This is a genomic window from Bacillus sp. KICET-1, assembly GCF_027721405.1.
Classification (GTDB): Bacteria; Bacillota; Bacilli; order Bacillales; family Bacillaceae; genus Bacillus; species Bacillus velezensis.
The window spans coordinates 1,322,860-1,335,577 of the sequence record NZ_CP113515.1; the positions used below are offsets into that span (position 1 = coordinate 1,322,860).

Here is a 12,718-nt window from a genome sequence, read left to right on the forward strand (position 1 = left end):
GTGATTAATTCATTATTATAGAGAAAAAAGAACGATAAAACATTTTCGTGTAAGGTTATCTAACATGGTTTTTTGCGTTCATAATGTCGCTTTTTCAAAGGGGTGTCATGCGACTTTATATCCATAAAAAGAGCGCCGGAGCATGGCGGAAGAAATCCTGTCCGGGAAAGAGTAAAATAAACGGGGTGAGAAACACTAACTGCATCAGGAGGAATCATTATGACAACATCATTGAATCTGCAATTTGAAAAAACGGCTTTGGTCATTATTGATTTACAAAAAGGTATTGTGCCGATGGATAAAAGCGGTACCGTTGTGCCGAACGCGAAAAAATTAATTGATGTGTTCCGGGAAAAAGGCGGATTTATCAGCTTTGTGAACGTGGATTTTCATGACGGAGCGGATGCGCTGAAGCCGCTGACGGATGAAGAGGCGGCGGGCCATTCGGCTCCGCCGGCGGATTGGGCTGAATTTGTGCCTGAAATCGGAGTGAAAGAAAACGATTATAAGGTAACAAAACGGCAGTGGGGCGCGTTTTTCGGCACGGACCTGGACCTTCAGCTCAGAAGACGGGGAATCGACACGATTGTGTTATGCGGGATTGCGACAAACATCGGTGTGGAAAGCACGGCGCGGGAAGCTTTTCAGCTCGGATATCAGCAAGTTTTCGTAACTGACGCGATGGCGACATTCAGTGATGAACAGCATGAAGCGACACTCAAGTTTATCTTCCCGAAAATCGGCAGAAGCCGGACGACGGAAGAATTTATCGCACAGACAAAATGACAATCTCCAAAAAAAGCCGCGTCCTGTTCTTGACGGCCGTGGCTTCGGGGACGATGCTGAACCCATTGAACTCGTCGATGATTTCTCTTGCGCTTCACAGTATTCAGCATGAATTTCACCTGTCGTTTACAACGGTGTCCTGGCTGATATCGTCCTTTTATCTTGCCAGTGCGGTGGCGCAGCCTGTTACCGGGAAGCTCGGTGATATGCTCGGCAGGAAGAAGCTGTTTTTGATCGGGCTTCTGCTTGTTGCCGTCTCGGCGGTCGGCGCGCCGTTTGCGCCGACTTTCATGACTTTGCTGATCATGCGGCTTTTTCAATCGATCGGTAGCAGTGCGATATATCCGTCCGGCGTCGGATTGATCCGTTCAAATATACGGGAGAAGCAGGCTTCGGCGCTGGCCGTCCTGTCAATCTTTGCATCTGCCATGACGGCGCTCGGTCCGACTCTCGGCGGTTTTCTGATCGTTTGGGGAGGGTGGCCGGCGATCTTTTTCGTCAATCTGCCGTTTATCATTCTCAGCTTTTTTCTCGGAATGTATATGTTTCCGAAAGATGAAAAACGCGAGATCGGCCGCTTGAAAGGCGTGCTCCGCCAGCTTGATACGATCGGGATACTCCTGTTTGCCGGGGCGATTATCCTTCTCCTGTCGTTTTTATTGTCCTTCAGTACGAAGCCTCATTATACAGAAGGTGTATTCGGGCTTTTGTTTGTCGGGCTGTTTATCTGGCGCGAGCTGAAAACAGAGAAGCCGTTTATTGATGTCAGGCTGTTTAAAACGCATCGGAAACTATCGTCGGTGTATATTCAATTTATTTTGCTGAATATATTCTTTTACTGCATCTTTTTCGGGCTTCCGAGCTATTTTCAGGATGAAATGCATTTGTCCGTTCAGACAAGCGGATTGATTATGCTGTTTATGTCGGGCATGAGTATTCTGGTGTCGCCTCTGACCGGAAAATGGATAGATAAGAAAGGGCTTCTTCAGCCGATTGTTGCCGGAACCTGCCTGACAGCGATCGGGGCGGTGCTGTTAACGTTTTTCTTTCTTCAGGCGCCTATGATAGGAAAAGGGCTGATCCTGTCCGTGCTGGGTGTCGGCTACGGCTTCGGAAATGTCACGTTTCAGGCGGCCATGCTGAAAACGAGCCCCGCCGACATGGTCGGAACAACGTCCGGCCTGTTTCAGACCTGCCGGTATCTCGGTTCGATTTTGTCTTCTGTCATTTTGGGCATTCTTTTCGGAAAAGAAATTACCGCCGGCCATTTTCATATGCTCGGCACGATTCTTATCGTTGTCGGCGCTGTAAGCCTTTTGATGGCATTCCGGTTTTCGGTTCTCCTCAAAAAAGCCTCTTAACAGGCGCAACAAAAAGAGACGGGCTCTCCCCGTCTCTTTTTGTTGTGTAATGTGCTCAAAAATCAAAACGATTATTGTCGACAGCGACCAATGTTATTTACGGAATTTCCAGTTATATTTTTTCACATGTGATGTAAGGAAAACGTACATGCGGGAGGGAGAAAATGACAAAAACAACGAGTGATCGGCTAAGCAACAAAGATTTACTGCCTTTAGAAGACGGCGAACGGACATGGAAAGCAGTGAATTTTGCATCCATCTGGATGGGGTGTATTCATAATATCCCGACCTACGCGACTGTGGGCGGGCTCATTGCGATCGGCCTTTCTCCGTGGCAGGTGCTCGCCATTATCGTGACGGCGTCACTGATTTTGTTCGCCGCTTTGGCCTTGAACGGCCATGCCGGAACGAAATACGGCCTGCCTTTTCCGGTCATTATCAGGGCTTCTTACGGAATATACGGCGCTAACATTCCGGCGCTTCTCAGGGCGTTTACAGCCATCATGTGGCTCGGAATTCAAACATTTGCCGGGAGTACGGCTTTACACATTCTGCTTTTGAACATATGGCCTGGCTGGGGGAGTCTCGGCGGAGATTGGAATATATTCGGGCTTCATCTGCCGGGCTTTCTGTCGTTCATTTTCTTTTGGGGCATTCATCTGCTTGTGCTGCGGCACGGCATGGAATCAATCAAAAAATTTGAAGTGTGGGCGGGCCCGCTTGTTTATCTCGTCTTCGGCGGCATGGTCTGGTGGGCGATAGATATTGCCGGCGGGCTCGGACCGATTTACTCACAGCCGGGAAAGTTCCATACATTTTCTGAAACGTTTTGGCCGTTTGCCGCCGGAGTGACGGGCATTATCGGAATATGGGCGACGCTGATTCTGAATATCCCTGACTTCACCCGGTTCGCCGCGTCGCAAAAAGAACAGATTCGCGGCCAGTTTTACGGCCTGCCGGGAACGTTTGCGCTGTTTGCGTTTGCGAGCATTACAGTGACATCCGGATCACAGGTAGCATTCGGAGAACCGATTTGGGATGTGGTGGAGATTTTGGCCCGGTTTGATAATCCTTTCGTTATTGCTCTTTCGGTCATCACACTTTGCATCGCCGCCGTCTCGGTTAACGTGGCGGCAAACATCGTGTCACCGGCCTATGACTTGGCGAATGTCCTGCCGAAGTATATTACATTCAGGAGGGGAGGGTATTTGACCGCCGTTTTGGCTCTGTTCACAATACCGTGGAAGCTGATGGAGAGCGCCACGAATGTTTATGCGTTTCTCGGACTCATCGGCGGGATGCTCGGACCGGTGGCCGGGGTGATGATGGCTGATTATTTTATCATCAGAAAAAGGCAGCTCTCAGTTGAAGACCTTTATTCGGAAACCGGACAGTACACTTATTACAAAGGCTATAATTACCGGGCCTTTGCCGCAACCTTTCTCGGCGCGTTTATTTCTTTAATCGGGATGTACGTCCCGGCGTTCGCCGGCATCTATGATATTTCCTGGTTTGCGGGTGTCATTTTGTCATGTCTCGGTTATACGGCGCTTATGTACATTCATCCTCCTTATGCAAAAGCGGAGGGACGAATCGTGCGGGAAAGAGCGGCCGAATAAAAAAAGCCGGGGGCTGTCCCCGGCTTTTTGTCATATCAGTCTGCGATTGAAACGTTTCCGTCCGCTTCAAGCGGCGTTCTTTTTTTCTGGCTCCAGCCATACAGGAGCAATGCAATCAGGACGAACAGCCCCGCGGCCAGATAAATCGAATGGAATCCGGCCGAAGCGACGAAGAGGCCGAATACATATGACCCGCCGGCAATCCCGCTGTCAAAGAAAGTGAAGAAGGTAGCCGTCGCAAAGCCTGAACGGTGTCCGGGCGAGTTCTGAATCGCCAGCGTCTGCATACACGGTACGATCGAGCCGTATCCGAGACCGATTACGGCACCGGACAAGAGAAGCATGAGGGCGCTGTTTGTCATCGCCAGCATGCAAAGCCCCGCGGAGAACACGATAATCGACGGATAGATGACGATTCCCGGCCCCACTCTGTCAAACAGCTTTCCTGTGAAAGGACGGGCGGCCATCATCGTCACTGCGAAACAGACGAAGAAATAGCCGCTGACATCCAACAGGTGGATCGTCTTTGCATAAACGGATAAATATGAAGTCACACTTGAATAACAGAAAGAAATGGACAACCCGACAATCGCGATTTTAAGCGCGCCTTTTTCAAACATGTCGGAGAAAGAAAAACGGAAGACAGTCGTTCCGCTGTTGTTTTGATCCGGCACACGAATCATAAAAGCAATCAGCAAGCCTAAAGAAACAAATACGGCAAAAATCGTAAAGAAAACCGGGAACGATATGACTTTCACAAGGCTCAGCCCGAGAAAAGGACCGATCGCCATGGCAAGGTTCATAGACATCGCGAAATAACCGAGCCCTTCGCCGCGCCGCTTGGCGGGAATAATGTCAGCGGCAATTGCGCCCGTGACCGTCGTTAAAATGCTGAACCAGATGCCTTGGAAAAAACGCAGTCCGAGCAGCAGATAGAAATTGTGTATCGGCAAATACAGATAAGAAGACAGGGCGAACAGCGCCAGAGATACAATCGTCATTCTTTTCTTGCCGAACCGTTCAATAATCGCCCCTGAAAAAGGACGGGTGATAATAGCAGATAACAGGAACAGGCTGATCAAAAGCCCTCCTTGCGATTCACTGCCGCCAAGCTCCTGAATCATATAGATAGGCAGCACGGCCAAAAATGTATAAAAGAACACAAAGACAAATAAATTCACGAGTACGACCATAATAAAATCTTTGGTCCAGATCGAGTCAGATTTACTCAAAAGTACAGCACTTCCCTTTCTTTATTATTTCGTTAAAAACACATTCAGAAACTCAGAAAAAGCTTCCTTATCTCCATCCTGGAAATCCGCAAGCATGTCTTCCTCGAACTTCAGCATCTCTTGATTGATGCTGTCGTATTTCAATTCAGCTTCCTTCGTCAGGACGACGAGCTTTTCCCGCTTGTCTTCTCCCTGTTCCCGCTGAATCCAGCCGTTTTCTTCAAGGCGTTTGATCGTTCTGGTAACGGTCGGCGCCTCTACGTTCAGATAGGACCAGATTTCTTTTTGGGTCATCGGTCCGATCGTTTTTAAGCAATATAGGATTGACCATTGAGAGGAGTACAGGCCGAATGGTTCCAGCCGTTCATTGGCTTTCTTCGTAATCAGGCGGGCGCATTGATTGATTTGATGAATGAGGCGTCTGTTGACGTGGATCATTTCCGTTCTCCTTTTCAAAAAACTTACCTAAGTAACTAATTGTGCTGTTTCATTCTACAGCAGGATCGCGCGGATGTAAACCCCCCGTTCAAAAAGCAGAAAATTATGACCCGCCCCTTGTCCTTATTGAGTTTTTAGCATATTCCCAATTCATTGCTAATACACTGTTACAAACCTATCAAAGAGAGTGTTTGAGGTGAGGGATCGTGGGCATATTTCTAAAACCTTCTTATATAATCGGACAACGAAGAAGCTGCATCATCAGTGAATTTGTTACAGAATACGGATCTCATTTCACACTTCTCACATCCAACTGGGGAGGTCGAGTGGTGTGCACGATTACATCAAAGAGCGAACAATCAAGATTGGTAAGTATATCGTGGAGACGAAAAAAACCGTTCGTGTCATTGCGAAAGAGTTTGGTGTTTCCAAAAGTACCGTACACAAAGATCTGACGGAGCGCCTGCCTGAAATTAATCCTGACTTGGCGAATGAAGTAAAAGAAATACTCGATTATCATAAATCCATCAGACATTTAAGAGGGGGAGAGGCGACGAAATTAAAGTACAAGAAGGATGAAATTCTTGAAGGGGAGCCCGTTCAGCAGCCGTAGCGCCTGACGTCTGCCGGGCCCTTTTTTCTCCTCCCGGGCGGTTTCGCGAATATCCGCAAAATTTTGTCAAGAACTTATATCGTTCAGCAGCTTTTTTTTGATAAATTATGATAATATATATAATTAGGGCACAATGTGGATATTTTACTGTGAAACAGATATCAAGGAGGATATAAATAGATGTTTGCAAGGGATATTGGAATTGACCTCGGTACTGCAAATGTACTGATCCATGTAAAAGGAAAAGGAATTGTTCTGAATGAGCCTTCCGTTGTGGCACTTGATAAAAACAGCGGCAAAGTGCTGGCTGTCGGTGAAGAAGCCAGACGAATGGTTGGACGTACACCTGGGAATATTGTTGCGATCCGTCCGCTGAAAGACGGCGTAATCGCAGACTTCGAAGTAACAGAAGCCATGCTGAAACATTTCATTAATAAGCTGAATGTAAAAGGACTTTTCTCAAAACCGCGCATGCTGATCTGCTGCCCGACGAATATTACATCCGTTGAGCAAAAAGCGATTAAAGAAGCAGCTGAAAAAAGCGGCGGAAAGCATGTGTACCTTGAAGAAGAACCGAAAGTTGCCGCTATCGGCGCGGGTATGGAAATCTTCCAGCCGAGCGGTAACATGGTTGTTGACATCGGAGGCGGTACGACAGATATCGCAGTTATTTCTATGGGCGATATTGTCACCTCCTCTTCTATTAAGATGGCTGGGGACAAGTTTGACATGGAAATCTTAAATTATATCAAACGCGAGTATAAGCTGCTGATCGGTGAACGTACCGCTGAAGATATTAAGGTGAAGGTCGCAACGGTTTTCCCAGACGCACGTCATGAAGAAATCACCATCCGCGGCCGTGACATGGTTTCCGGTCTGCCGAGAACGATTACAGTAAACAGCAAAGAAGTAGAAGAAGCCCTTCGTGAATCAGTTGCCGTCATTGTGCAGGCCGCCAAGCAGGTTCTTGAAAGAACACCGCCTGAATTGTCCGCTGACATCATCGACCGCGGCGTTATCATTACCGGCGGGGGAGCGCTGTTAAACGGGCTTGACCAGCTTCTTGCCGAAGAGCTGAGGGTGCCTGTTCTTGTCGCTGAGAACCCGATGGATTGTGTTGCGGTCGGAACCGGCGTCATGCTGGATAACATGGACAAGCTTCCAAAACGCAAACTGAGCTGATGATAAAACCTCATTCTGAAAAAGAATGGGGTTTTTTTCTGTCAAACCCTTCACGAACGGGAATGTAAATCCGATAATAAGAAAAAATGCTGATTTTCATTATAGAACAAATGTTCCGGTGAGGCAACTGGAAATAATGCTATTTCAGAGGTGGAAGACTTGTTAAAAGGATTATATACCGCAACGTCCGCAATGATTACACAGCAGAGAAGAACGGAAATGCTGTCAAATAACATCGCAAACGCGAATACATCAGGGTACAAAGAGGATCAAGGTTCAATCCGCGCCTTTCCCGAGATGCTTCTGAGCCGAATAGAAGGCGATAAAAAAACGAAAATCGGCTCCGTCAACACAGGCGTATACATGCAGGAGCTGAAACCGTTGTTTACGCAGGGAAGCCTGAAAACGACCGATCAGCCGACGGATATCGCGCTGATGGAGAATCAGGTTCCCAAGAATGCCGAAACGAATGAAAACGCCGAGCTGTTTTATCCCGTGCAGACCGCGGGAGGCGTCCGCTATTCAAAAAGCAGCACTTTCTCATTAAATGAAAACAATCAGCTTACGATAAACGGAAACCTTGTGTTATCAACAAACGGACAGCCGATTACAGTCGACAATGAAAAATTCACCGTATCAGAAAACGGAACGGTCACGACAAACGGCCGGCCGGCGGGGCAGATTGATATCAGAATGGAAGAAGACGTGCGCAATCTGAAACGGGACGGCAATGACCTATACAGCACGGCCGACGGCTCTGAACTGCCGAGCGCGGCGGCGAATCCCCAAGTCTCGTATTCATTAAAGCAAGGCGTCTCGGAGCTTTCGAACGTGGACGTGACGAGCACGTATACAGAAATGACGGAAGCATACAGATCATTTGAAGCCAATCAGAAAGTCATTCAGGCTTACGATAAAAGCATGGATAAAGCCGCAAATGAAATCGGCAAAGTGTAACAAAATGGGGGACGTTCAATTATGATGCTCAGATCAATGCTGACGGCTTCAACAGCCTTAAATCAGCTTCAGCAGCAGATGGATACAGTCAGCAGCAACCTTTCAAACAGTGATACGACAGGCTATAAAGCGAGGGACTCCCGCTTTTCCGAGCTGATCAGACAGCAGTATGACCATATAGATGACAAAAAGGAAAATTCGCCGGACATGCGGAAAACGCCGCCCGGCCTGCGTCTCGGCGCCGGAACGGTCATGACTCCGCAGCTGGACTCAGGGCAGGGAAGCATCAAAAAAACCGACCGTGACCTTGATATCGCGTTCACATCACCTTATCAATATCTTCAGGCAGAAGCGGACGGACGGCGGGTGTATACAAGGGACGGCTCACTTTCCCTCAAGCCGGCAGGCGGAAATGACCGGCTGCTTCAGCTGATGACAGCGGGAGGCAATCCCATTCTCGATGAGAACGGTCAGCCCATACAAATTGACAGTTCGCTGACTCAGCTGAAAATCAGCAAAACCGGAACGCTGACTGCTTCAGACCAGGCGGGAACCCGTTCGCAGACGTTTAATCTCGGCATCGTCAATGTCAATAATCCGCAGGCGCTTCATGCGGAAGGGGATAATCTGTTTTCCGTAAACGGCGCGGGAGCTTCAGCGATTGAAGAGCTTACCGGCGCAAACCGGCAGGCAATCGGCATGGAGCAGGGCGCGCTTGAAAGTTCAAATGTCGATATGTCAAAAGAAATGACCGACTTAATCGTGTCTCAGCGTTCCTATCAGCTGAACAGCCGCACGATTACATTGGGAGACCAAATGCTGGGCTTAATCAACTCAGTCAGATAAAAGAAGGGGCGTTTTGATCAGCCGCGCATGATAAAAAATGCGGCTTTCTCAAAATCGCCCTTTTTTTTGTAGTAATCAGTAATATCCTGAAGCAGCACTTCCAAATCCACCCACGCTTCAATTTTCTGCAGCTCCAGCACAAGCTTCTGCAATCGGTCGTACGGGTCCTCCTGAGCGGTGTACAGTATGTTGAGCGCGGTCAGCTTCAATTTCATAATCTTGTTCTGCACTTTTTCAGATATGTATAAACCTTTCTGCAGCACGGTTTGTCCTTCGGCGGCAGAACCGGTTTTAAAAAGTGCTCTGACCGCTTCGTATACACAATGAAGGTAGGAAACGGGAGACTCTTTCTCGAAACGCTGATTGCCCAATACCTTTTTGTAAAAAGGGAGGGCCTCTTTATCTTTTTTCTGGGCGGTCTTTAAAAAACCAAAATTATAATAGGCGTGGCACAGCAGGTTATTGTCATTGATCCGGTCCGTTATCTTTATGGATTCATTAAAGAGCTGTTCCGCGTCTTCATAGCGTGCCTCGTCTATATAATTCACGGCGAGAAGCAGCCGGCAGCTGAGCGTTTTTTTGATGTAGCCGGCTTCATCTTGATAGATTTCCAGCGCTTTATTGACATATTGAATGGAGAGCGCAGGCGACTTCATCATGTAATATGCACCCGCTGTTTTATAATAAAATTCAGCGGCTTCGAAACGGTCCTGTATGGCCGGCAGGTACTGTTCAGCTTCTTTAAAGCGGCAGACAGCACGGTTCGGAGCGCCATTCACCATATGGAATAACCCTTTGAAAAAATAGAAATAATAAGTTAATTCATGATCCATCTCATCTTTGCGCCGCTTCAGCTCGCAGAACAGTTTATTCAGACCGTCTTTTTTCTCAAACAGCAGCTGAAACCGTGCGAAAAACAGCTGATATCTGAGTTTGAGCTTTGCATTCTTTTGTAATTTGGGGAGATGCTGATTGATTTGTTCGTGAAGGGAACGGGCTAGATCGAATTGGCGTTTTCCCATGGCGTCATACCACTCATTCAGCATCACCCGCGTACGTTTTTCAGTAAACTTAGCAATCATCTTCCAACCTCTTTGCATAGGGTAAAAATCTTTATTTATCATAACACATTAATGGACGAGGCTCATTGCCAGCTGGTTACAGTTTACAGCGCGGTTGAAAAAGAAATTGATTCATAATATACTTCCAAATGTACAGATTGGTTGCCACATATACCTTCTATACATACTATTGTCGATGAAGGAGATGTCAAGAGAATGCTTGATACTCAGCAAATTAAAGAAATTATTCCCCATCGCTATCCGTTTCTTCTGGTAGACAGAATTACGGAAGTCGAAGAAGGAAAACGGGCGGCGGGATATAAAAATGTGACGGCGAATGAAGATTTTTTCAACGGCCATTTTCCTGAATACCCTGTTATGCCGGGCGTATTAATCGTAGAGGCTTTGGCGCAGGTCGGAGCGGTTGCGATGCTGATTAAAGAAGAAAACCGGGGCAGACTTGCATTTTTTGCGGGGATTGATAACTGCCGTTTCAAAAAGCAGGTAAAACCGGGTGACAAGCTGGAGCTTGAGGTTGATATTACCCGCGCGCGCGGTACGATCGGACGCGGCAAAGGCGTTGCCAAAGTTGACGGCGAGCTCGTGTGTGAAGCTGAATTAACTTTTGCGCTCGGAGAATAAAAACAAACAAATGGGCTTATAAAAAAGCCCATTTTGTATAGAAAGGGGTGAATCTAATGTGGTCAGAATTTAAAAGCTTTGCGATGCGGGGCAATATCATGGATCTGGCAATCGGTGTCGTCATCGGCGGCGCTTTCGGCAAAATCGTGACGTCGCTCGTTGAAGACATCATCATGCCGCTTGTCGGCCTGCTTCTTGGCGGTCTTGACTTTTCAGGGCTGGCCGTGACATTCGGCGAGGCTCATATCAAGTACGGAAGCTTCATTCAAACGATTGTGAACTTCTTCATTATTTCATTTTCTATTTTTATCGTGATCCGCACAATAGGCAAGCTGAGACGTAAAAAAGAAGCAGAAGAAGAGGCTGAAGAAGCCGAGGAAACAGATCAGCAGACAGAACTGCTGACTGAAATCAGAGATCTGCTGAAACAGCGGGCTCCTCACAATGACTAAGGCACAAAAAAAGGCTGGATGATTAACGTCCGGCCTTTTTCATGATTATAATTTTTGTTTAAACGCTTCAATCAGCCGGCTGCCCGAGTAGCCTTCTTTCACGAGCGACTCCAGAATGCTTTCTGATCCGGGGTGGTTTCTTGACACCATTTGACCGTAAATTAAAACTTGTATACTTCTTTCCAGCTCGACGATATTTTTGATGCTTCCCGTCAGCTGGGCGGGACGGTTGCTTTTTTTCGTAATCGTTACAAACACCTTCGCTTCTTTCTGGCTTTTCATCAGCATGTCAAAAAAAGAAAAGTGTTCGGCCGGGACCAGTGCTTCAATTAACCAGTGATTTTCTCCGTCCTCTTTGTTAATAATCAATCCGTCTAAAAGGGGAAACTGCTCAATCGGCTGATCGTCTTTATCTAAACGTTCCACATTCAGATCAACCAGTTTAAAGGTTTTCATCTCTTATTTTCACCCCTGTTGTCCATGTTTTTCGTTCATTTATTATAACACATATCATTTTTCCCGGGAAAATGCTGTAAGGCATGCTTCATCATTTTTGTAGGCGGTCAACATTTAATCATTTCTATTTTTTCATTATAATGTAAAAGAATATGGTCATGGAGAGATGCTTATGAATCAATTGCGCCTGAAGGAAATCTATATAGAAGACGGTTCAAGGCGAAAAGACGATCATTCCTACTTGGTATGCAAAAAGGAAGATTGTGAGGTGCATCTTAACAGAAGGGGAAATGTCGTCTTTTTATATGAAACAAAAGACCGCATGGAACAGTATAAAATTCAGCTTTCACTGACTGATAAAAAGCTGAGTTTTTACTGGTTCGCATGGGACGGCGGAAAGTTTGTCCGCATGTTTGAGAAAGACTGGCTCAAAACGAAACTTTTCTCGCGGCTGCTCAAAAATACATATTACATAAGCGGTCAAAAACAAAAGTTTTTTTTATCAGAAAGAAAAACGAAAACATAAGAGCAGCCTAAACGGATAACGGCTTTTTCCGCTTTTTGCTTTCACGAGCCCTTGTACTACAATGAAGCCAGCCTCGAAAAAGAGAGGAGGATACGGCTTGTTTAACCACGTTATGCTTGTCGGCCGGCTGACGAAAGATCCGGAGCTCCGTTTTACATCAGCGGGCATTCCCGTCGCGCATATTACGTTGGCGGTAAACCGCAATTTTAAAAGCGCGTCGGGTGAAACCGGAACCGACTTCGTCAACTGCACCATCTGGAGAAAAAACGCTGAAAACACGGCATTGTACTGCCAAAAAGGGTCAATGGTCGGTGTAAGCGGCAGAATCCAGACGAGAAGCTATGAAAAGACAGACGGCGTAAAAGTTTATGTGACCGAGGTCATGGCTGATACCGTTCGGTTTATGGATCAGAAACGGAAAGAGCCGCTGGCTGAATAGCATGCTTTTTTCCTCGATTTCCCGCCTTTCAGCGGGCCCCGCAATACCTCCTTCCCACTCGCCAGTCGAAAGACTGGTTTTTTTGTGCGGAAGCTGAAAAATGGTTAA

General features: G+C 47.0%; 15 protein-coding genes. 11 read left to right on the plus strand and 4 right to left on the minus strand.

Translation table 11 applies throughout. From position 1 onward, the window contains the following. Positions 1-219: 219 nt before the first annotated feature. The 3 genes from OVA33_RS06810 to OVA33_RS06820 all read left to right on the plus strand — a co-directional run bounded on the left by OVA33_RS06810 (position 220) and on the right by OVA33_RS06820 (position 3,766). The gene (locus tag OVA33_RS06810; RefSeq protein ID WP_017418756.1) at positions 220-786 is read left to right on the plus strand and encodes an isochorismatase family protein; all 567 of its coding nucleotides are present in this window, start codon (positions 220-222) and stop codon (positions 784-786) included. Beyond that, complete coding sequence (locus tag OVA33_RS06815; RefSeq protein WP_017418757.1) at positions 783-2,147, plus strand: MFS transporter; 1,365 nt, start codon at positions 783-785, stop codon at positions 2,145-2,147. Before OVA33_RS06810 ends, OVA33_RS06815 begins: the two co-directional genes overlap by 4 nt. Positions 2,148-2,311: 164 nt before the next feature. After that, positions 2,312-3,766, plus strand: a complete 1,455-nt coding sequence (locus OVA33_RS06820) for an NCS1 family nucleobase:cation symporter-1 (protein ID WP_021494824.1) — start codon at positions 2,312-2,314, stop codon at positions 3,764-3,766. A 35-nt stretch (positions 3,767-3,801) separates the two neighbouring features. Here the strand turns inward: OVA33_RS06820 and OVA33_RS06825 are convergent, their stop codons facing one another. Further along, positions 3,802-4,998, minus strand: coding sequence for an MFS transporter (locus OVA33_RS06825; RefSeq protein ID WP_014419077.1), 1,197 nt, complete (start codon positions 4,996-4,998; stop codon positions 3,802-3,804). Between the two features lie 24 nt (positions 4,999-5,022). After that, complete coding sequence (locus tag OVA33_RS06830) at positions 5,023-5,436, minus strand: MarR family winged helix-turn-helix transcriptional regulator (protein ID WP_007407562.1); 414 nt, start codon at positions 5,434-5,436, stop codon at positions 5,023-5,025. A 331-nt stretch (positions 5,437-5,767) separates the two neighbouring features. Here OVA33_RS06830 and spoIIID point away from each other — a divergent pair, with 331 nt between their 5' ends. From spoIIID to OVA33_RS06850, 4 genes are all read left to right on the plus strand, one after another. Further along, positions 5,768-6,049 carry a sporulation transcriptional regulator SpoIIID gene (spoIIID, locus tag OVA33_RS06835; RefSeq protein WP_003151236.1) on the plus strand — a complete coding sequence of 94 codons (282 nt, stop codon included), beginning with the start codon at positions 5,768-5,770 and terminating at the stop codon, positions 6,047-6,049. 180 nt (positions 6,050-6,229) lie between these two features. Further along, positions 6,230-7,231 carry a cell shape-determining protein Mbl gene (mbl, locus tag OVA33_RS06840; RefSeq protein ID WP_003151237.1) on the plus strand — a complete coding sequence of 334 codons (1,002 nt, stop codon included), beginning with the start codon at positions 6,230-6,232 and terminating at the stop codon, positions 7,229-7,231. A gap of 159 nt (positions 7,232-7,390) precedes the next feature. After that, the gene (locus OVA33_RS06845; RefSeq protein ID WP_007614310.1) at positions 7,391-8,188 is read left to right on the plus strand and encodes a flagellar hook-basal body complex protein FlhO; all 798 of its coding nucleotides are present in this window, start codon (positions 7,391-7,393) and stop codon (positions 8,186-8,188) included. A 24-nt stretch (positions 8,189-8,212) separates the two neighbouring features. Next, positions 8,213-9,034, plus strand: coding sequence for a flagellar hook-basal body protein (locus OVA33_RS06850; RefSeq protein ID WP_014419076.1), 822 nt, complete (start codon positions 8,213-8,215; stop codon positions 9,032-9,034). A gap of 17 nt (positions 9,035-9,051) precedes the next feature. Here the strand turns inward: OVA33_RS06850 and OVA33_RS06855 are convergent, their stop codons facing one another. Continuing rightward, positions 9,052-10,116 (minus strand): tetratricopeptide repeat protein, encoded by a 1,065-nt coding sequence (locus OVA33_RS06855; protein WP_017418759.1) that lies wholly within the window; start codon positions 10,114-10,116, stop codon positions 9,052-9,054. Positions 10,117-10,311: 195 nt separating this feature from the next. Between OVA33_RS06855 and fabZ the strand changes: the two genes are divergently transcribed. Next, the gene (fabZ, locus tag OVA33_RS06860; protein WP_003151242.1) at positions 10,312-10,737 is read left to right on the plus strand and encodes a 3-hydroxyacyl-ACP dehydratase FabZ; all 426 of its coding nucleotides are present in this window, start codon (positions 10,312-10,314) and stop codon (positions 10,735-10,737) included. A gap of 56 nt (positions 10,738-10,793) precedes the next feature. Further along, positions 10,794-11,189 (plus strand): large conductance mechanosensitive channel protein MscL, encoded by a 396-nt coding sequence (mscL, locus tag OVA33_RS06865; protein WP_014419073.1) that lies wholly within the window; start codon positions 10,794-10,796, stop codon positions 11,187-11,189. Between the two features lie 45 nt (positions 11,190-11,234). Here the strand turns inward: mscL and OVA33_RS06870 are convergent, their stop codons facing one another. Beyond that, on the minus strand, positions 11,235-11,645 hold the full coding sequence (locus tag OVA33_RS06870; RefSeq protein ID WP_007407558.1) for a YwpF-like family protein: 411 nt from the start codon (positions 11,643-11,645) through the stop codon (positions 11,235-11,237). Positions 11,646-11,817: 172 nt separating this feature from the next. Between OVA33_RS06870 and OVA33_RS06875 the strand changes: the two genes are divergently transcribed. Together OVA33_RS06875 and OVA33_RS06880 are read left to right on the plus strand one after the other, a co-directional pair. Further along, entirely contained in the window at positions 11,818-12,171 is a 354-nt protein-coding gene (locus OVA33_RS06875; protein ID WP_003151247.1) for a hypothetical protein, read from the plus strand. A 97-nt stretch (positions 12,172-12,268) separates the two neighbouring features. Further along, on the plus strand, positions 12,269-12,610 hold the full coding sequence (locus OVA33_RS06880; RefSeq protein WP_003151249.1) for a single-stranded DNA-binding protein: 342 nt from the start codon (positions 12,269-12,271) through the stop codon (positions 12,608-12,610). Positions 12,611-12,718: the final 108 nt, after the last annotated feature.

Excerpts from the sequence above, each read along its gene's own strand:
- OVA33_RS06815 (WP_017418757.1), top strand. The coding sequence starts at position 783 with ATGACAATCTCCAAAAAAAGCCGCGTCCTGTTCTTGACGGCCGTGGCT.
- OVA33_RS06855 (WP_017418759.1), bottom strand. The coding sequence starts at position 10,116 with ATGATTGCTAAGTTTACTGAAAAACGTACGCGGGTGATGCTGAATGAG.
- OVA33_RS06820 (WP_021494824.1), top strand. The coding sequence starts at position 2,312 with ATGACAAAAACAACGAGTGATCGGCTAAGCAACAAAGATTTACTGCCT.
- OVA33_RS06830 (WP_007407562.1), bottom strand. The coding sequence starts at position 5,436 with ATGATCCACGTCAACAGACGCCTCATTCATCAAATCAATCAATGCGCC.
- mbl (WP_003151237.1), top strand. The coding sequence starts at position 6,230 with ATGTTTGCAAGGGATATTGGAATTGACCTCGGTACTGCAAATGTACTG.
- OVA33_RS06875 (WP_003151247.1), top strand. The coding sequence starts at position 11,818 with ATGAATCAATTGCGCCTGAAGGAAATCTATATAGAAGACGGTTCAAGG.
- mscL (WP_014419073.1), top strand. The coding sequence starts at position 10,794 with ATGTGGTCAGAATTTAAAAGCTTTGCGATGCGGGGCAATATCATGGAT.
- fabZ (WP_003151242.1), top strand. The coding sequence starts at position 10,312 with ATGCTTGATACTCAGCAAATTAAAGAAATTATTCCCCATCGCTATCCG.
- OVA33_RS06850 (WP_014419076.1), top strand. The coding sequence starts at position 8,213 with ATGCTCAGATCAATGCTGACGGCTTCAACAGCCTTAAATCAGCTTCAG.
- OVA33_RS06810 (WP_017418756.1), top strand. The coding sequence starts at position 220 with ATGACAACATCATTGAATCTGCAATTTGAAAAAACGGCTTTGGTCATT.
- OVA33_RS06870 (WP_007407558.1), bottom strand. The coding sequence starts at position 11,645 with ATGAAAACCTTTAAACTGGTTGATCTGAATGTGGAACGTTTAGATAAA.